The sequence below is a fragment of the Rhodanobacter sp. 7MK24 genome, from assembly GCF_014842995.1.
In the GTDB taxonomy this organism is placed as follows: Bacteria; Pseudomonadota; Gammaproteobacteria; order Xanthomonadales; family Rhodanobacteraceae; genus Rhodanobacter_A.
The window spans coordinates 88,491-108,320 of sequence record NZ_JACYXL010000004.1 but is presented as its reverse complement, the minus strand read 5'-3'; the positions used below and the strand labels follow the sequence as shown (position 1 = coordinate 108,320).

The following is a 19,830-nucleotide window of genomic DNA, read 5'->3' as shown; positions in this document are numbered from 1 at the left end:
TTTTCTCGTCTCCGCATGGGAGAGAAAGCGCCTTGGTCGTGGAAGCACCGGCCTCAGTTCTTGGGTGCGCGTAAGGCTGGCGCCAGGACCTTGAGTTCAGTCCATGACTGAGGCGTTCTCTCCGTCCATGCCGCCCCGCCCTTGTTCCAGGAGTCCGTTCAAAATCTTCTTTCCAACGTGCGGAAGAGGGTGTGGAGCCTTGCTAGCGGTGCGAAGTTCGTGACAGCCGTTGCGCCGACCTTGTTCTTGCACAGTACCCGCTTCCGAAGATCGACCATTCCGCGCAGAAACGCGCCGACGCCCGATTTTTCGCGCAACTACGCCCGCCGCCGACGTTGTCGCTCAACTTTCCGCGGGAGCCGGATTGAAGAAGATCTCCCGCACCTCGGCCACGCCAGGAATCACCTTGGCGCCTTTGCGCACCCACGCCAGCACGTCGTCCAGACTCTCGGTTTCCAGTATCGAAAGACCTCCCACGAACTCTTTCGCCTCCGCATACGGTCCATCGGTAACGACCACTTCACCGTCGGGCTGCGATCGGATTGTTACGGCCTTCGGGCTCAGGCCGCACGCGAACTTCCTGACGCCAGCCGCAATCATTTCCCGATTGAGCGCGTGGATGGCATCGATGGTCTCTTTGGTGACAAGCGACGGATCGAAGTCATCGGGAATGTAGGTAGAGATCAAATATTGCGGCATTTTCGTCTCCTGACAGGGCATCGACCGGACGGGTAACCAACCTTTGCCATAGCGACGAACGGCGCGGCCGGAATTCGACAAGCTGCCCGGAAAAATCTCAGCTATTTCGCATCAAAACGTGGATCGGCTGCCCGGCCATCTTTCCGATTGGCCATTGGGCTTCTCTGTCGCCTCTGGCGCCTTCAGGATTTCCCGTCGGCTCCTTGCAAGATTTCCGAACCGGGCGGTTGGATCACACGCCCGGACCTGCTCCGGAGAAGGCGCCTCGTCGCCGCTTCAAGCCACGTCCTGGACGCCGGTCTTCGTTGCGACCGGAAGAGCGTACTGCGCCGCCTCTTCCAGCAAACCGGTCACGGCATCGACATGCGGGCATTCGGACAAGTCGAGCGGGTTCGGGGCCAGCAACCCGGGGAGGCACAGGACAATGATGCGGGCCCCGGGCATGCGCTGGCGCAGTCTCGCGGCAAGCGCATCCACGCGCTCGCGCATCGCCTCGGTTCCGGTATCGACCAGATAGATCAACGCGACCGCACCGGGGGTGAGATCCGGGTGCGGCTCGTCGTCGAAGTTCTGCAGATCGTCGATTGCCAGATGGCGCGCATCGACACGCAATCCGCGCAACACGCGCGTTAGCAACTCCGTGGTCAGGTCGTCGTAAGCTGTTCCCATCCCCATGCAAATCGCGATCGAACCGGCGGGCACCGCCAGCGAGCCCTGCCAGCGCCCATGCGTCTCCTCGCGGCGTTGCCGGAGCTGGCGCCCGATATTCGCCTCGTTGAGGACACCCGGGCGACGCCGGCGCCATGACCGCGTCCGCCCTTCCCCGCTCAACGTCTCGATCACCGCCACGATGGTTTCGCGCAGGATCCTCAACTGCTCGGCGCGAATCACCCCGCGTTCGAGATCCATGCGACCGAACTGCAGGGCCGGCAGCACGATGGCGTCGCAATAGGCACCGAAGGTTCTGCTCCTGAGATAGCGGCGTGCCTCGTCCAGGATTTCCTGGGCGTCGCCGGAAAGCGCCCTCTGGTAGAGCCGCTGCGGCATCGTCAACGCAGGCGCGTCGCCCAGCAGAATGGTCAACAGATCCAGGGCTTTCACGTGCCGGCCTGCCGCCACCAGGCACAAGGTCAATGGCGTGGACATCACCAGCCCGATCGGCCCCCACAACCAGCTCCAGAAAATCGCGGCGACCACCACCGCCAGCGGCGACAGTCCCGTGGTGTGTCCGTAGAGCAGCGGCTCGATCACTTGCGACACGATCAGTTCCACGACGGCGAACAGGATCGCCGTCATCGCCACCAGCGACCAGCCCGGCACCACGGCGGCGGCAAACAGCACCGTCAATCCGGCCACCAGCCACACGCCCACATAAGGCACAAACCGGAATATCGCCGCCAGCGCCCCCCACAGCAGCGCATTGGGCAAGCCGATCCACCACAGGCCGGCCCCGATCGCCACGCCGACGGCCGTATTCACCGAGAACGTCGATATGAAGAAGCGGGAAAGGCGCTCCGCCGCATCGTTGATCGCCATGGTGGTGGCGCGCAGGTCGGCGCCCCCGGCCAGGCGGATGAAGCGGTCGCGCAAGGATTCGTGTTCCAGCAGGACGAACGCCAGAACCACCAGCACGATGCCGCCCGTCTGCAACGGCACCCATGCCACCGTCAGCAGGTGCGAAAGCATGGTCAGCGACGTGCCCGGAATGGCGGCCGATGCATCGGAAGTGACGACCGCTGGGCTAGGGGCTGTCGCGACGGCAGCAGTCTGCTCCGGTCCGGCAGGCAAGGTCGCCGGCTCGATGACGCGGCCCAATTCGCCTTGCATGCTTTCGAAACGGTCTACCGTCAGGCCACGCAGGGTTTGCAACTTGGCGTGGATGGTGGACTGATACTGCGGCAGGCTTCGCGCCAGGTGCGTCGCCTGCGAACCGAGCACGAGAGCCATACCGAGCGTGATGCCCAAGGTGACGAGCACCACCAGAAGGACGGAGAGGCCATGCCCGAGCCCAAGCCTCAAGCCAAGCCGCACCCATGGGTTCAGCAGCGCGCCGAGAAACAAGGCAAGCATCACGGGAACCAGCACTTCGCGCCCGAAGTACAGCAGAGCAAGCATCGCGGCGGTGGCCAGTATCCCCATCGCCTGCAACCTGGGTGCGGCAACCTCGTTCGTTGACATCTTTGCCCCTTTGGCCGGACACCGAGAGCAGCTTAGCCTCCGCCAGCGCCGTTTGCTTCAATCGCGCCTTTACTTTCCCCCGGTTCCCAGACGCGGCGCAGCGCATCGTCTGTCGCACGGGCGAAAGCAATCCCCAAATCCACGACACAACGCGCCGGCAGTCCCGGCGGCTTGAAGCCAAGCCGCTTCTCCGGCTTGCTTCTCTTTGGTCAGAGCATCCTGCTCTCGACCCATCGGCCTGCCTCGCCGTTCGCCATCGCGCCCGCGGCGGCATGGGCCAGCAAAGAGAAGAAAACCTGACGCCGGTAGGCATCTGAAACCACCTTGTTCCTTGCAATGACACAGACGTCCGCGCCGCAAGCTCGAAAGAATGGACAGGAAAGGACGGCTGGATACCCGCCCCATCGCGATGGCCCCACCGCAAGAAAATTCATCGTTGCCGCGCCTGCCATGAGGGAATATCTTCAGCGACTTGTGCTCGCTCGAGGTGCCTGCGACAAGCAGCGCCGGGAGCTTGCACCTCTTGATCCGGTCCTGAGCTTTCTGCCGCACGCAATGCATCCAAGCGATGTCCGCGCGGCGGCGGCGTCCAGAGTCGAAGCATGAGGGGACGCGGAGTTCGTCTTTCGCCAAATTCAAGCGGCCATGCCGCTTGGCAGAACAATGCATGAGGAGAGTACGGGTTCGCCATGGTTGCCTTGCCGTTTGTCCGCATCCCCGTGGCGCAAGCCCTGCGATTCACCGTGCCGGCCGCCGCCATGCTGCTTGCGGCTTGCGCGGTGGGCCCGAATTTCAAGGCGCCTGCGCCACCAGCCGTCAGCAGCTACACCCCGCATCCCGTGGCGGCGACGGCTGCCACGCCAGGCGTGGCAGCCGGCTCGGCCCAGCATTTCGAATCGGGCGCGGACATTCCCGGCGACTGGTGGACCCTGTTCCATTGCGCGCCACTCGACGCGCTGATCAAGCAGGCGCTGGCGCACAACCCGGACCTGAAGGCCGCGCAGGCAGCCCTGCGCGTGGCGCACGAGAACATGCTGGCGCAACGCGGCGCATTCTTCCCCAGCGTGTCGGCGAACCTGTCGGCCAGCCGCCAGCGCCAGGCCGGTTCGCTGGCTCCCGTGCCGGATTCCAATGCCTTCCTGTACAACCTGTACACGCCGCAGCTCTCGATTTCCTACACGCCCGACGTGTTCGGCGCGAACCGGCGCTCGGTCGAGTCGCTCAAGGCGCAGGAGCAGTCCGCACGCTTCCAGATGATCGCGGCCTGGAACACGCTGGCCTCGAACGTAGCAGTGGCGGCGATCCAGTTGGCCGCACTGCAGGCGCAGATAGACGCCACGCGGCAATTGGTCGACGAGAACACGAAGATGCTCGACATCCTGCGCTACCAGTTCGCCAAGGGTTACGCGAGCCGGGTCGATCTGGCCGCGCAGGAATCCCAACTGGCGCAGACCGAGGCAACACTGCCGCCACTGGAGAAGCAACTGGCGCAACAACGCGACCTGCTGGCGGTGCTGGCGGGCCGCTTCCCGTCGCAGGCAGCCGGCGACCAGATCACGCTGGACAGCCTGCACCTGCCCGAGGCTCTGCCGCTCTCCCTGCCTTCGGCCCTGGTGGCGCAACGGCCGGACGTGCGCCAGGCGCAGGCCAACCTGCATGCCGCCAGCGCCGAGGTCGGCGTGGCCACGGCTGCGCGGTTGCCTAACCTCACGCTCACCGCCGACACCGGCAGCACCTCGCTGGAGTTTTCCAAACTGTTCACCGGGGGCACCGGCTTCTGGGACATGGCGGCAGGCATCACCGCACCGATCTTCGAGGGCGGCACCCTGTTGCACCAGCAGCGCGCGGCGAAGGCCGCCTTTGTCGAGGCCGACGAGCAATACCGCAGCACCGTGCTTGCGGCGTTCCAGAACGTCGCCGACACGCTGGTCGCACTCGATCAGGACGCGAAGGCACTGCAATCCGCGGCAAAGGCCGAGCAGGCCGCGAAGCTGACGCTGGACCTCACCGAGCACCAACTCAAGGCCGGTTATGCCAGCAACCTGCAATGGCTGACCGCCGAACAAACCTGGCAGCAGGCACGAATCACCCTCGTGCAAGCCCAGGCCAATCGCTTCGCCGACACGGCCGCGCTGTACCAGGCGCTGGGTGGCGGCTGGTGGCACCACTCCGATCTGAGCACGCAGTGACGATGAATAAACCTGCCTCGCCCTTCCCTGCCTCCATGCGCCATGGCGCTGCGCTCGCGGTCCTGCTCGCGGCTGCCGCACTTGGCGCCTGCTCGTCCAATACGGGCGAACCGGAGTCCGCTGCGACGACGCCGCAGAACGTCACCCTGACCCAGGCGCAGCAGCAGAGCATCCATCTGTACACGGTCGAACCCTCGTCCTACCAGACCGTGATCAACACCACCGGCATGGTGGATTTCGACCACAACCGCTCGACCGACGTGCTCGCGCCGATCTCGGGGCCGGTCGCGAAACTGCTGGTGACGCTGGGCCAGACGGTGAAGCAGGGAGAGGCGCTGGCCCTCGTGGATTCGCCCGACTTCGCCGCCGCGATAGACACGTACCGCAAGAACCTGGCCGCGGCCAAGGCGGCCGACCAGATCGCCTCGACCGACCGCGACCTCTACGCACACCAGGCGGTGTCGCAGCGCGAATACGCGCAGGCGCAATCCGACGCGGCCGGTGCCGATTCCGACCGCGACGCCGCGTTGCAGGTGCTGGTCGGCTTGCACGTCGACCCGAAAACCATCGCCGACATCCAGGCCGGCCGGCCGGTCACAGGCGGCTCCGGCGTGATCCGCGCCCCGATCGCCGGCACCGTCGTCGTCAAGTCGATCACGCCCGGGCAATTGCTGTCGGCGGGAACCACCGACTGCTTCACCATCGCCGATACCTCGAAGATGTGGGTGATGGGTCAACTGTTCGACCGCGAATTCGGTGCGGTGAAGGTAGGTGATCCCGCCGAGGTCGAAATCGGCGACGGCGACAAGCCCATCGCCGGCAAGGTCACCAACGTCGGCTCGGTGATCGACCCGAATACGCGTTCGGCGACCGCCCGCGTCGCGGTCGACAATGCGGACGGCGTATTGAAGCAGCAGATGTACGTCTCGGTGCGGATCCGGTCGCGCGACGCACGGACGGGCATCCTGGTCCCCGTGTCGGCGGTGTTGCGCGACGACGAGAACCTGCCCTTCGTCTACGTGGTCGCGCAGGACGGCGGCTATGCACGCATGCCCGTTACGCTGGGCGAGCGGATCGACGACCGTTACGTGATCCCGCAAGGTCTCCATACCGGCGACAAGGTGGTCATGGACGGCGCGATCTTCCTCAATTTCATCCAGACCCAATGATCGCCGCCCCGCCCCCCGACGCAGCGAAGCGCGACGCTTCGATCATCAACCGCATCGTCGCCTTCGCGTTGCAGCAGCGCTTGCTCATCGTACTGCTGTCGTGCGCGCTCACGGTCGCCGGCATCTGGGCCTACAACTCCCTGCCGATGGATGCGTATCCGGATCTGTCGCCACCCATGGCGGAAATCATCACCCAGTGGCCCGGCCATTCGGCTGAGGAAGTCGAACGCCTGATTTCGGTGCCGGTGGAACTGGGAATGAACGCGATCCCGGGCCTGGTGACCAAGCGCTCGATCTCGCTCTACGGGCTGTCGGACGTCACGCTCACCTATGCCAACGGCGTCGACGACTATTTCGCGCAGCAGCAGGTGTACAACCGCCTGCCTGGCATCACCCTGCCCAGCGGCGTCACGCCATCGCTCTCGCCGATGTCGCCGCCATCTGGCCTGGTCTACCGCTACGTGCTGCAGAGCTCCGACCGCTCGCCGATGGAGCTGAAGACCCTGGAAGACTGGGTGATCGCGCCGCAGTACCGGTCGGTGCCGGGCGTCGCCGACGATTCCGCGTTCGGCGGCGGCAACATGCAATACCAGGTGCTGCTCGACCCGGTGAAGGTCGCTGCGCTGGGCCTCAGCGTGACGCAGATCGAAGCCTCGCTCACCGCGAACAACAGCAACGCCGGCGGCGGCTTCTACCAGCAAGGCGGCCAGTTCTTCTACGTGCGCGGACTCGGGCGGATGGTGACGCTGGAGGACATCGGCAACGTGGTGCTGGCCGTGCACAACGGCACACCCGTGCTGGTGAAGGACGTGGGCAAGGTCGAGATCGGCATTGCACCGCGCCTGGGCGAGTTCGGCTACATGGGCCAGGACGACGCGGTCGAGGGCGTGATCCTGACGCTGACCGGGGCCAAGACCCAGAACGTGCTGCAGCGTGTCGAGGCCAAGACCAAGGAACTCAACGACGAGATCCTGCCGAAAGACGTCAAGATCCATCCGTTCTACGACCTCACCGACCTGATCCAGCAGACCAAGGAAGTGGTGCGGCACAACCTGCTGGTCGGGATGCTGCTGGTGATCGCGGTGCTGGTGTTCTTCCTGTACGACTTGCGCGCCGGCCTGATCGTCGCGGTCACGATCCCGCTGGCCCTGATGTTCGCGTTCTGCGGGCTGCACCTGCAGAACGCCTCGGCGAACCTGCTCTCGATCGGCGCGGTGGACTTCGGCATCCTGGTGGATGCCGCGGTGGTGATGGTGGAGAACATCTACCGCCAGCTCGCCCTGCGCCAGGGCACCTCGCTGGACATCGGCGGCGTCATCCGCGACGCGGCGGCCGAGGTCGATCGCCCACTGTTCTACGCAGTGGGCGTCATCGTGGCCGGCTTCCTGCCGATCTACGTGCTGAGCGGGCCGTCCGGCACGCTGTTCAAGCCGATGGCCGACACCATGATCTTCGCGATCGTCGGCTCCCTGATCGTCACGCTGACCCTGCTGCCGGTGCTGTGCGCGTGGTTCATGCGCAAGGGCGTGCGCGAACGCCGCAACGCGATCTTCGAGTCCATCAAGACGCGCTATGCGAAATGGCTGGATACGTGCCTGGCGCATCCGTGGCGCATCACGATCGCCACCCTCGCGCTGCTCGGTCTGTCGCTGCTGCTGGTGCCTTTCATGGGCGCGGAATTCATGCCGCAGCTCGATGAAGGCGCCTTGTGGGTGCGCGCGACGATGCCCTACACGATCTCGTTCGACGAGGCCGCGAAAATCTCGCCGCAGATCCGCGAAGTTCTGCGCTCCTTCCCGGTCGTCACCACGGTGGCATCGGAACTGGCGCGTCCCGATGACGGCACCGATTCCACCGGCTTCTTCAACGACGAATTCTTCGTCGGCCTGAAGCCGTATTCGGAATGGCATGGCGCCTACCGCGACAAGCAGGCGCTGATCGCCGCGATCGACGCCAAGCTGCAGAAATTCCCCGGCATCCAGTTCAACTACACCCAGCCCGCCGAAGATGCGGTGGACGAGGCCGAGACCGGGCTGAAGAGCGCGCTGGCGGTGAAGGTGTACGGGTCGGACCTGCGCACGCTGCAGGCCAAGGGCAAGCAGATCAAGGCGGTGATGGAGAAAGTGCGCGGCATCACCGATGTGACGCTGGTGCACGAGCTGGGCCAGCCCAATCTCGCAATCAAGATCGACCGCGCCAAGACCGCGCGCTACGGCATCAACGTCGACGACATCAACAATCTGATCAATACCGCGGTCGGCGGCGACGTCGCCACCGAGGTGGTACAGGGCGAGAAGCAGTTCGACCTGGTGGTACGCCTGCTCCCGCAGTACCGCAACAACCCGCAGCAGATCGGCGACATCCCGGTCGCGACACCGGGCGGCCAGCAGATCCCGTTGAAGGAATTCGCTGACATCACGGTCGAGAACGGCGCCTCCTTCATCTACCGCGAGAACGATTCGCGCTATATCGGCGTGCAGTTCTCGGTACAGGGCCGCGACCTCGCCGGCGCGGTGGAGGATGCGATGGCGCAGGTTACGAAGCAGGTGAAACTGCCCCAGGGCTACCGTCTCGACTGGGGCGGCGAATACAAGGAATACACGGCCTCGCACCGGCAGCTGAACATCGTGTTGCCGCTCACGCTGGCCGTCATCTTCCTGCTGCTGTTCGCGCTGTACGGCAACTTCAAGTTCCCGCTGATCACCGTGCTTGGTGTGCTGCTGTCGGCGCCGGTGGGTGGCATCGTCGCTCTATGGCTCACGCACACGCCGTTTTCCGTGTCATCCGGCATCGGCTTCCTGGCGCTGTTCGGCGTGTCGGTGCAGACCGCAGTGGTCTACATCTCCTACGTCAACGAGTTGCGCCTGGGCGGCACGCCGATCGACGAGGCCATCCGCGAGGGAGCGATCCTGCGCCTGCGCCCGATCATGATGACCGCGCTCGTGGCCGCGCTGGGCCTGTTGCCGGCCGCCATCGCGGTCGGCGTCGGCACCGACACGCAAAAGCCGTTCGCGCTGGTGATCGTCAGCGGCCTGTTCACGCGGCTGGCAATCAGCATCTTCCTGATGCCCGCCCTGTACAGCCTCGTCGCGCGCAAGGACGACCGCCTGCAGGTGTGATCCTTCGTCCGAGGCGGACTGCGCCGGCATCGGCGAGCCGGCCTGCAGGCTTAGGTTCGGCCGTCGGAGCGACGTGGCATCCGCTTTGGAGAAGCCTATCGACACGGAACGGTACGCACGCGTACCGTCCGCGGTCGAGCGTTCCGCGCTCAAGCTTCGCTCGCAACGACCGATACGCATGGCAGCAACGCGCGCGCTATTCGGAGTCATACATGCTGGTTCTCGTCGGATCGTTAGTCGTCATCGGTTGCGTGCTGGGCGGCTACGTGCTGTCGCATGGCCATCTGTTGGCACTGTGGCAACCTTACGAACTGCTGATCATCTTCGGTGGCTCGATCGGCGCCTTTCTCACCGCCAACTCCAGCAAGGTGGTGAAGGCCGCGCTGCACGACATGGCGGCCCTGTTCAAGGGGCCGGCCTACCGCCGGCAGGATTTCGTGGACCTGCTTTCGCTGCTGTACGACATCTTCAGCGCCATGCGCAAGGAAGGCCTGCTCGGCATGGAGGCGCACATCGAGGACCCGCAATCGAGCCCGCTGTTTGCGGCCTACCCGCGGCTGCTCGGCGAACGGCACATGGTTGAATTCATCACCGACTGCCTGCGCCTGATCGTTGGCGGAAACATGGAGGCGATCGAGCTGGAGTCGCTGCTCGACGCCGAGGTGGAGACCCACCACATGGAGGCCGAGGTACCCGCGATGGCCGTTTCGAAGATGGCCGACGCGCTGCCGGGCTTCGGCATCGTGGCGGCCGTGCTCGGCATCGTCACCACCATGTCCAATCTCTCTGGCGATACCTCCAAGATCGGCGAGCACATCGCCGGCGCGCTGGTCGGCACCTTTCTGGGCATCCTGCTGTGCTACGGCTTCATCGGCCCGTTGGCGGCAGCCATGGAGGCTCGCGTGCGCGAGGACGGCAAGGCCTTCGAATGCGTGAAGGTGGGCCTGATGGCCAACCTGCGCGGCTACAACCCCAAGGTCTCCGTCGAGTTCGCCCGCAAGGTGCTCTCCGCGCACGCTCGCCCGAACTTCCAGGACCTGGAGGAGCATCTCGGCAAGGTGCATTCCGGAGCCGGCGCGTGAGCGACGCCGCCCCGCCAATCATCATCAAGCGGGTGAAGAAGCGCGGCCACGGTCACCATGGCGGTGCCTGGAAGGTCGCCTACGCCGACTTCGTCACCGCGATGATGGCGTTCTTTCTGGTGATGTGGATCATCGGCGTCGGCACGCGCGAGCAGAAAGCCGCGATCTCCGAATATTTCCGCAACCCCAGCGCCACGCCAGGCACTGCCACGGTGGCGCCACCCGGCAAGGCTGGGCCCGGCGGCGCCAGCGACTCCCTGATCCAACTGGGCGGAGCGATGGATCTCTCGCACGGCCCAGGCAAGGATAGACACAACGGTCCGGTTGGCGCTCCCTCGAAGGACGAGATCGAAAAGCGCGCCCGCGAACTCGATCGTGCCCACCTGGAAGAACTGAAAGACGAACTGAACGCAGCGATCCAGAAGAGCCAGGCACTGGCGCCGTTCAAGGACCAGTTGCTGCTGGACATCACATCCGAGGGACTGCGCATCCAGATCGTGGACAAGCTCAACCGGCCGATGTTCGACCTGGGTAGCGCGCGGCTGCGGGACTACACGCAAACGCTGCTGGCGGAACTGGCCAAGTTCATCAACCGCGTGCCCAACCACATCAGCATCACCGGCCACACCGACGACGCCTCCTACGACAACAACAATGGCTACAGCAACTGGGAACTGTCCACCGACCGCGCCAACGCCGCGCGTCGGGCCCTGATCGCCGGCGGCATGCTGGACGACAAGGTGACCCGGGTGGTGGGCCTGGCCGCCTCGGTACCGCTGGACAAGGCCAACCCCAGTGATCCGATCAACCGGCGCATCAGCATCATCGTGATGACCAAGGAAGCCGAGGCCGAGGCGCTTTCACGCGGCATGGTGGACAACGCTCCGCAGTCCAACCGCGATACTCCGGCTTCGCCGACACCGGCGCCTTCTGTTCCGCCCGTGTCAGCAAATGATGCACATGTGCCGCTGGCGTCGCCCGGACCACCGTCCGCGGCCATCGCCACGTTGCCTGAACCGCCAACCTTGCACGCCGCGGGAAGCAAGCAAGGCGCCGGTTGAACGGGACCCGTCGCGGGCCGCCGCTTCCGCGGGCTGACATGCGCATCCTGGTCAGCTGGTTTGCCGCTGGAAGAACGACTGCCGGAGCTTCTTCAGTGCATTGTGATCGTGGGCCAATTCACCGTCGTGCAGAAGTCCAACGACGGCTCGGCCCTGACCAGCGAGGCGCAACGGCTCAGCGCCGGGCTTTGAAGAATTCCCGCAACATGGCCGACGACTCTTCGGCCAGCAGGCCACCCTGCACGGCGAGGCGGTGGTTGTGGCGCGGATCGATCAGGGTGTCGAACACGCTGCCGGCGGCACCGGTCTTGGGGTCGGTAGCCGCGTAGACCACGCGGCCGATGCGGGCGTGTATCAAGGCCATCGCGCACATCGCGCATGGCTCCAGCGTGACATAGAGCGTGGCGCCGACAACGCGGTGGTTGGCGAGTCTTTCGCCGGCCGCGCGCAGAGCCATCACCTCTGCATGGGCAGTGGGATCGTGCAAGGTGATGTTGCGGTTCCAGCCCAGCCCGACGATTTCGCCGCCCAGCACCAGCACCGCACCTACCGGCACCTCGCCCTCGGCGTCACGGGCATGCGCGGCGAGCTGCAGCGCGCGGCGCATGTGGGCCTCGTCTTCGGCGGTGAAAGGCTGGCGGGTTTCTTCGGTCATGTCGACAAACGGTAAACGATCACGAGAAAGCCGGCACTGTGCCGGCTTTCGGGGGCAAGCCAGAACCTATAAATAGACTCACTCCCACTCGATGGTCGCCGGCGGCTTGCCGCTGATGTCGTAGACCACGCGGGAAACGCCGCGCAGTTCGTTGATGATGCGGTTGGAGACCTTGCCGAGGAAGTCGTACGGCAGGTGCGCCCAGTGCGCGGTCATGAAGTCGATGGTTTCCACGGCGCGCAGTGCGATCACCCATTCGTAGGCGCGCGCGTCGCCCACCACGCCCACCGATTTCACCGGCAGGAACACGGCAAAGGCCTGGCTGGTCTTGTCGTAGAGATCCCAGGCGCGCAGCTCTTCGATGAAGATGGCGTCGGCGCGTGCCAGCAGTTCGGCGTACTCCGGCTTCACTTCGCCGAGGATGCGCACGCCCAGGCCCGGGCCGGGGAACGGATGGCGATAGACCATCGCGCGCGGCAGGCCGAGTTCCACGCCGATGCGGCGCACCTCGTCCTTGAACAGTTCGCGCAGCGGCTCGACCAGCTTGAGCTTCATGTGCTCGGGCAGGCCGCCCACGTTGTGGTGGCTCTTGATGACGTGGGCCTTGCCGGTCTTGCTGCCGGCCGACTCGATCACGTCGGGATAGATGGTGCCTTGTGCCAGCCACTTCACCTGGCCGTGGCCGGCGGCGGTGACTTTGGCGGATTCCTCGTCGAAGATCTCCACGAACAGGCGGCCGATGATCTTGCGCTTGGCTTCCGGGTCGGCCACGCCTTCCAGCGCCTTGAAATAGCGCTCGGCGGCATTGACGCGGATGACCTTGACGCCCATGTGCTCGGCCATCGTGGCCATCACCTGGTCGCCCTCCTGCCAACGCAACAGGCCGGTGTCCACGAACACGCAGGTCAACTGCTCGCCGATCGCGCGGTGCAGCAGCGCGGCGACCACCGAGGAATCCACGCCACCGGAAAGGCCGAGCAACACGTGGTCGCTGCCCACCTGCGCGCGCACGCGGGCGATCTGGTCTTCGATGATGTTGGCCGCGGTCCACAGCGTGGCGCAGCCGCAAATGTCGGTGACGAAGCGCTTGAGCAGCGCGCTGCCCTGCTTCGTGTGTGTCACTTCGGGATGGAACTGCACGCCGTACCAGCGACGGGCCTCGTCCTCCATCACCGCGACGGGAATGCGGTCGGTGCTGCCGGTGATGGCAAAACCCGGCGGCGCCTTGCTGACGTGGTCGCCATGGCTCATCCAGACGTCGAGGCGGTGCGCATCGCCGTGATCGGAGAGACCGTCGAACAGCCGGCTTTTCGCCACGATGTCCACTTCCGCGTGGCCGAACTCGCGCTGGTCGGCGGCTTCCGTGGCGCCGCCCAACTGCGCGGCCAAAGTCTGCATGCCGTAGCAGATGCCGAGGATGGGCAGACCGGAGTCGAACACTTCCTGCGGCGCGCTTGGTGCATCTGGCAGCGTGGTGGATTCCGGGCCGCCGGAAAGGATGATGCCCTTGGCGCCGAACGCGGCGATCTCGGCCGGGTCGTGATCCCACGCCCAGATTTCGCAGTACACGCCAAGCTCGCGCACGCGACGCGCGATCAGCTGCGTGTACTGCGCACCGAAGTCGAGGATGAGGATTTTGTCGCTATGGATGTTGGTCATGGCGGCGTTGATCGGAAATCGAGAGAGAAAGGCCGGAACGCCGCAACGCTCTGACCTGCGAATGTCTTCATGACCGTCATCCCGGCGAGGGCCGGGATCCAGTGACTTTTTTCGCGGCACCTGAGGCACTGGACTCCGGCCTGCGCCGGAACGACAAGAGGGAGCGCAAGCGCCCCCGCATTCGTCAGGAATTCAGCCGGTAGTTCGGCGCTTCCTTGGTGATCTGGATGTCGTGCGGATGCGCTTCGGTCACGCCGGCCGAAGTCACCTTCACGAACTGCGCCTTGTTGCGCACGTCGTCGATGGTGGCAGCGCCGAGGTAGCCCATCGAGGCACGCAAGCCGCCGATCAGCTGGTGGATGATGTTGCGCAGCGAACCGCGGTACGGCACGCGGCCTTCGATGCCTTCGGGCACCAGCTTGTCGGCGTCGGCTTCGTTGTCCTGGAAGTAGCGGTCCTTGGAGCCCAGCTGCATCGCGCCGATGGAGCCCATGCCGCGGTAGCTCTTGTACGAACGTCCCTGGAACAGCTCCACCTCGCCCGGCGATTCCTCGGTGCCGGCGAACATCGAGCCGAGCATGACCGAGCTTGCGCCCGCAGCCAGCGCCTTGGGGACGTCGCCGGAATAGCGGATGCCGCCGTCGGCGATCAACGGAATGGAATCCTTCAGCGCCGTGGCCACCATGTCGATGGCCGTGATCTGCGGCACACCCACGCCTGCCACCACGCGGGTGGTGCAGATCGAACCGGGGCCCACGCCCACCTTCACCGCATCGGCGCCGGCGTCGCGCAGCATCAGCGCGGCGTCGCCGGTGACGATGTTGCCGGCCACCACCTGCACCTGCGGGAACTGCTTCTTCACCCAGGCCACGCGATCGATCACGCCCTGCGAATGGCCGTGGGCGGTATCCACCACCAGCACGTCCACGCCGGCCTCGACCAGCGCCTCCACCCGGCGCTCGGTGTCGCCGCCCACGCCCACCGCGGCGCCGACCAGCAGCGCCTCGTTGCGGTCCTTGACCGAATTCGGGTTGTCACGCGCCTTCTGGATGTCCTTCACGGTGATCAGGCCGCGCAGTTGGAAGTCGTCGTTGACCACCAGCACCTTCTCGATGCGGTGCTTGTGCAGCAGCTGCAGCACCTCATCCTGGCTGGCGCCTTCCTTCACCGTCACCAGGCGCTCCTGGCGGGTCATGATGTTGCGCACCGGGTCGTTGGGCTTGCGCTCGAAACGCATGTCGCGGCTGGTGACGATGCCGACCAGCTTCTCGCCTTCCACCACCGGCACGCCGGAGATGTTGTGCGCACGGGTGAGCTTGAGCACCTCGCTGATCGAGGTGTCCGGGCTCACGCTGAAGGGGTTGCGGATCACGCCCGCCTCGAACTTCTTCACCAGGCGCACTTCGGCGGCCTGCTGCTCAAGCGTCATGTTCTTGTGGATGATGCCGATGCCGCCCTGCTGCGCCATGGTGATGGCGAGGCGCGCTTCGGTCACGGTGTCCATCGCCGCGGAGACGATCGGGATGTTCAGGCGCAGATTGCGGGTGAACCGGGTGGAGGTGTCCACGTCGCGCGGCAGCACGGTGGAATGGCCCGGAACGAGGAAGACGTCGTCGTAGGTGAGAGCCTCGGCGAGAATGCGCATGGTATGCCCCGCTGCAAAGAGAGGATTATACGCGGCACTGCAGCATGCCGCCAGCGCGGCAGCTGAATCTCAACGCGCTTCGGCGGCTTCCAGCGTATTTTCCATCAGCGTGGCCACGGTCATCGGGCCGACGCCGCCGGGTACCGGCGTGATCCAGCTGGCACGTTCGGCAGCCGGTGCGAATTCCACGTCGCCCACCAGCCGACCGTCGTCGAGGCGGTTGATGCCGACGTCGACCACCACGGCGCCAGGCTTGATCCATTCGCCCTTCACCAGCCCCGGACGGCCCACGGCGACGATCACGATGTCGGCCTGGCGCACATGGCCTTCCAGGTCGCGGGTGAACTTGTGGCAGCAGGTGGTGGTGCAGCCGGCAATCAGCAGCTCCAGCGCCAGCGGACGGCCGACGTGGTTGGAGACGCCAACGACCACGGCATGCTGTCCGCGCACCGGTCGGTCGGTGTGGCCCAGCAGGGTCATCACACCTTTGGGCGTGCACGGACGCAGGCCGAAGCGACGCAGCGCGAGGCGCCCCACGTTCACCGCCTGGAAGCCGTCCACGTCCTTGGCCGGATCGATGCGGTCGACCAGCGCATCCTCGTCGATGTGCTCCGGCAACGGCGACTGCACCAGGATGCCGTGCACCTCCGGATCGGCGTTGAGCCGATCGATCAGCGCGAACAGTTCTTCCTGGGTCGTGCTGGCCGGAAGGTCGTAGTCGAACGAGCGGAAACCCACCTGGTGGCAGGCCTTGCGCTTGTTGCGCACGTACACCGAGGACGCCGCGTCGTCGCCCACGAGCACCACGGCCAGCCCGGGTGCAGGACGGCCCTGGGCCTTGCGCTCGGCGACGCGCCTGCCGATCCGGTCCAGCAGTTCCTGCGCGATGCGTTTGCCGTCGAGGATGCGTGCGCTCATGGGGCTTTTCTGTTTGCAAAGCGCAACATTATCCTGACTGTCCGCCACCCGCACAAACCTACTTTGCCCATGCCCTTACCAAATCCCCCTGGACCCGCGGAGCTCGCTATCCCGCCACTCGCCTTGCGTCCCTGGCGGGACGATGACGCGCAAGCCTTGCACGAGGCCATCCGGGAGTCGCTGGACAGCGTGGGGCGATGGCTGCAGTGGTGCCACGTGAACTATGACCTGGACGCCGCGCGCCAGCGCATCGCCGCCTGCAAGCAGGGCTGGGATGCAGGCGGCCAGTACGCCTTCGCGGTATTCGACGCGACCGGGCGGCTGGCGGGTGGTGTTGGCCTCAACCAGTTGGACGAACGCAATATGCGCGGCAATCTCGGCTACTGGATGCGCACTTCCGTCAACGGCCGTGGGTATGCCGCGCACGCTGCACGCGCTGTTGCGGTATTCGGCTTTGAAACGCTGGGATTGCAGCGGATCGAGATCGTCGCGGCCACAGGCAACCTCGCCAGCCAGCGCTGTGCCGAGCGCATCGGCGCCAGGCGCGAAGGTATTGCAAGAAGCCGCGTGTTGATGCACGGGCAATCCGAAGATGCCGTGGTCTACGGGTTGGTGCCGACCGACCTCGATCAGCCGGCCGCGGCGCAGAATGCGGCGACGTCTTCGTAACCCGTGAAACATGCGCCCACTCCGCAGCCCGGGCAAGCCGGATCACGCGGCAGGCGCGTCTCGCGGAAACGCATGCCCAGCGCGTCGAAGGACAGCAGGCGGCCGACCAGGGAGTCGCCCAACCCGAGGATCAGCTTGAGCGCCTCGGTGGCCTGCAGCAGGCCCACGATGCCGGGCAGCACGCCGAGCACGCCTGCTTCGCTGCAATTCGGCGCATCGGCCGCCGCCGGCGGCTCGGGAAACAGGCAGCGGTAGCACGGCGAATCCGCCCGGCGCGGATCGAACACGCTGACCTGGCCGGTGAAGCGCTCCACCGCGCCGTAGACCATCGGCAGCTTCAGTCGCTGCGAAGCCGCGGCGAGCAGGTAACGTGCGGGGAAATTGTCGGCGCCATCGATCAGCACATCGTGGCCTTCGAGCAGACGTTCCACGTTGCCTGCATGCAGGCGTTCGTTGCATGTCCGGATGCGCGCGCGCGGGTTCAATGCACTCAGCGCGATACGTGCCGATTCGGTCTTGGCCATGCCCACGCGCGCGTCGGCGTGGATCACCTGCCGGTGCAGGTTGGAACGTTCCACGCGGTCGTCGTCGATCAGCGTGAGTTGCCCCACGCCAGCCGCGGCGAGATACAGCGACGCCGGCGCACCCAGGCCGCCGGCGCCGAGCAGCACGACCTTCGCTTCCGCAAGCCTTGCCTGCCCCGCTTCGCCCACTTGCGGCAGGCGCAACTGGCGCGCATACCGCTCGGCCGCATCGGCATCCAGTGCCCCAGTAACGATGGGCAAGCCCTCACTTTTCCAGCGCTCAAAGCCGCCGGCCACAGAACGCACGTCGCGATAGCCCATGCGTTGCAGGGTTTCCGCTGCCAGCAACGAACGCACGCCGCTGCCGCACAAAGTGAGGATGGGACGTGCGCGATCCGGCTCGGCCTGCTCGATGCGCAGTTCCAGGAAGCCACGCGACAAGCCCAGCGCATCCGCCGGCATGCCGATGGCGCGTTCGCCGTCCTCGCGCACGTCGACCAGCAAGGCGCCTTGCGTCTGGCACGCGAGCGCATCGGCAGGAGACAGCTCGGGAATGCGACCGCGGAGCTCGGCCAGCAAGGTGTCGCGATGGGTATGGGGAGGCATGCGCGAAGTGTAGCGCGCCGCCCCCCCCCCACTCCCCAGCGGGGAGAGGGGGGGAGAGGAGACGGGCTGGCGATGAAGGAGCTACGAAGCGTGCTTCGATGGTGTGCTTTTGCGAGCCCCCCCTCACCTCAATCCTCACCCCGGCAGGGAGAGGAGGCGAACGGGCCAAGCGGGTTTGTGCTTTCCGCGAAGTGGCGACCTGCAACCGGCACGGGTGCCATGGATGCCGGTTCGATCGAAGCGGCCTATTTCTTGCGCTTCTTCATCTCGCGGATCATGCGCTGGCGCTTGCGCATCTGGCCTTCAGTGAGCACGTTCTTCTTGCCGGCATAGGGATTCTCGCCTTCGCGGAACACGATGCGGATCGAGGTGCCTTCGAGCTTGTAGCGCTTGCGGAAGAAGTTTTCGAGGTAGCGCTGGTAGGCCGGCGCGATGTGCTTGGTGCGGCTGCCATGGATCACGATAGTCGGCGGATTACTGCCGCCGGGATGGGCGAAGCGCAGCTTGGGTGCGTGCCCGCGCACCAACGGCGGCTGGTAGTTCTGGTAGGCCTTTTCCAGCGAACGGGTGAGGTCGGACGAATTCAATTCCTTGGTCGCGGAAGCATGCGCGCGCACGACGGCCCGCATCAGCTCGCGCAGACCGGAGCCGTGCAAGGCGGAGATGTAGACGTGCTTCGCCCACTCCACGAACTGCAGGCGGCGCGCCAGCGCTTCCTGACAGCGTTCGCGCTGGTAGGCATCGAGGCCATCCCACTTGTTCACCGCGATCACCAGTGCCCTGCCCTCGTCCAGCGCGTGGCCGATCAGGGTGAGGTCCTGGTCGGCGAGGTTTTCGCGCGCGTCGATCAACATCACCACGACCTGCGCGGCGGCCATCGACTGCAGGGTCTTGATGACGCTGAACTTCTCCACCGCTTCCTCGACGCGCGCGCGGCGACGGACGCCGGCGGTGTCGATCAGGGTGTACTTGCGGCCGTCGCGCTCCAGCGGCACGCGGATCGGGTCGCGCGTGGTGCCGGCGACGTCGGAGACGATGAGCCGGTCTTCGCCGAGCAGGCGATTGATCAGGGTGGACTTGCCCGCGTTCGGTCGGCCGACGATGGCGACGCGGATGCTGTCGCTCTCGTCCGGCGCAAGTTCCCCGTCCGTGTCCTCCGGCAACAGCGGCTGCAGCGTGGCGAGCAGGCGATCGGTGCCGCGGTTGTGCGCGGCGGACAACGGCAGCGTGGCGGCGATGCCGAAGGCGGCGAACTCGGCCAGCGCGGCCTGCTCGTCGAGGCCGTCGGTCTTGTTGACCGCGGCGATGATGGGCTTGCCGCTACGGCGCAGCTCGTCGAGGATGGTGCGATCCTGCGGCAGCAGGCCGTCGCGCGCGTCCAGCACGAACACCAGCGCCTGCGCTTCGTCGATGGCGAGGCGCACCTGCTGCGCAGTGAGCGCATCGAGACCTTCTTCCACGCCGGAAAGACCGCCGGTATCGACCACCACGAATGGTCGCTCTTCTACGAGATGGCAGATACCGTAATGGCGATCGCGCGTGACGCCCGGCAGGTCGGCCACCAGGGCGTCGCGGCTGCGCGTCAGCGCGTTGAAAAGGGTCGATTTACCGACATTGGGGCGACCGACCAGGGCGACGACGGGCAGCATGACAGCGC

The 19,830-nt window shown here is 65.7% G+C and carries 14 protein-coding genes; 6 read left to right on the top strand and 8 right to left on the bottom strand.

What is annotated here, in order from left to right:
- Positions 1–342: 342 nt before the first annotated feature.
- Positions 343–699, bottom strand: a complete 357-nt coding sequence (locus IHE49_RS09670) for a YciI family protein (RefSeq protein ID WP_192157296.1) — start codon at positions 697–699, stop codon at positions 343–345.
- 276 nt (positions 700–975) lie between these two features.
- Positions 976–2,838 carry an AI-2E family transporter gene (locus IHE49_RS09665; RefSeq protein ID WP_225578329.1) on the bottom strand — a complete coding sequence of 621 codons (1,863 nt, stop codon included), beginning with the start codon at positions 2,836–2,838 and terminating at the stop codon, positions 976–978.
- Between the two features lie 728 nt (positions 2,839–3,566).
- Here IHE49_RS09665 and IHE49_RS09660 point away from each other — a divergent pair.
- The 5 genes from IHE49_RS09660 (at position 3,567) to motB (ending at position 11,497) form a co-directional block, all read left to right on the top strand.
- Positions 3,567–5,066 (top strand): efflux transporter outer membrane subunit, encoded by a 1,500-nt coding sequence (locus tag IHE49_RS09660; protein WP_192157292.1) that lies wholly within the window; start codon positions 3,567–3,569, stop codon positions 5,064–5,066.
- Positions 5,067–5,068: 2 nt separating this feature from the next.
- Entirely contained in the window at positions 5,069–6,235 is a 1,167-nt protein-coding gene (locus IHE49_RS09655; protein WP_192157290.1) for an efflux RND transporter periplasmic adaptor subunit, read from the top strand.
- Positions 6,232–9,354, top strand: coding sequence for a CusA/CzcA family heavy metal efflux RND transporter (locus tag IHE49_RS09650; protein ID WP_225578328.1), 3,123 nt, complete (start codon positions 6,232–6,234; stop codon positions 9,352–9,354). Before IHE49_RS09655 ends, IHE49_RS09650 begins: the two co-directional genes overlap by 4 nt.
- Positions 9,355–9,566: 212 nt before the next feature.
- Positions 9,567–10,436, top strand: coding sequence for a flagellar motor stator protein MotA (motA, locus tag IHE49_RS09645; protein WP_192157288.1), 870 nt, complete (start codon positions 9,567–9,569; stop codon positions 10,434–10,436).
- On the top strand, positions 10,433–11,497 hold the full coding sequence (gene motB / locus IHE49_RS09640; RefSeq protein ID WP_192157286.1) for a flagellar motor protein MotB: 1,065 nt from the start codon (positions 10,433–10,435) through the stop codon (positions 11,495–11,497). The genes motA and motB overlap by 4 nt, the downstream gene beginning before the upstream one ends.
- Positions 11,498–11,672: 175 nt before the next feature.
- Here the strand turns inward: motB and tadA are convergent, their stop codons facing one another.
- The 4 genes from tadA to folD form a co-directional block, all read right to left on the bottom strand.
- Positions 11,673–12,152, bottom strand: coding sequence for a tRNA adenosine(34) deaminase TadA (gene tadA / locus IHE49_RS09635; protein WP_192157284.1), 480 nt, complete (start codon positions 12,150–12,152; stop codon positions 11,673–11,675).
- 78 nt (positions 12,153–12,230) lie between these two features.
- A complete protein-coding gene (guaA, locus tag IHE49_RS09630) occupies positions 12,231–13,811 on the bottom strand; it encodes a glutamine-hydrolyzing GMP synthase (protein WP_192157282.1) in 1,581 nt (526 codons plus the stop codon).
- Between the two features lie 184 nt (positions 13,812–13,995).
- A complete protein-coding gene (gene guaB, locus IHE49_RS09625; RefSeq protein ID WP_192157280.1) occupies positions 13,996–15,456 on the bottom strand; it encodes an IMP dehydrogenase in 1,461 nt (486 codons plus the stop codon).
- Between the two features lie 69 nt (positions 15,457–15,525).
- Positions 15,526–16,374 carry a bifunctional methylenetetrahydrofolate dehydrogenase/methenyltetrahydrofolate cyclohydrolase FolD gene (gene folD / locus IHE49_RS09620; protein WP_192157278.1) on the bottom strand — a complete coding sequence of 283 codons (849 nt, stop codon included), beginning with the start codon at positions 16,372–16,374 and terminating at the stop codon, positions 15,526–15,528.
- 123 nt (positions 16,375–16,497) lie between these two features.
- On the opposite strand from folD, the gene IHE49_RS09615 reads away from it, so the two are divergent.
- Positions 16,498–17,043 (top strand): GNAT family N-acetyltransferase, encoded by a 546-nt coding sequence (locus IHE49_RS09615; RefSeq protein ID WP_255523420.1) that lies wholly within the window; start codon positions 16,498–16,500, stop codon positions 17,041–17,043.
- On the opposite strand, the gene moeB is transcribed toward IHE49_RS09615, so the two are convergent.
- Together moeB and der are read right to left on the bottom strand one after the other, a co-directional pair.
- Positions 17,004–18,173, bottom strand: a complete 1,170-nt coding sequence (moeB, locus tag IHE49_RS09610; protein ID WP_192157274.1) for a molybdopterin-synthase adenylyltransferase MoeB — start codon at positions 18,171–18,173, stop codon at positions 17,004–17,006. The two genes, IHE49_RS09615 and moeB, sit on opposite strands and share 40 nt — an antisense overlap.
- A 245-nt stretch (positions 18,174–18,418) precedes the next feature.
- Positions 18,419–19,822, bottom strand: a complete 1,404-nt coding sequence (gene der / locus IHE49_RS09605; protein ID WP_192157273.1) for a ribosome biogenesis GTPase Der — start codon at positions 19,820–19,822, stop codon at positions 18,419–18,421.
- Positions 19,823–19,830 lie beyond the last annotated feature (8 nt).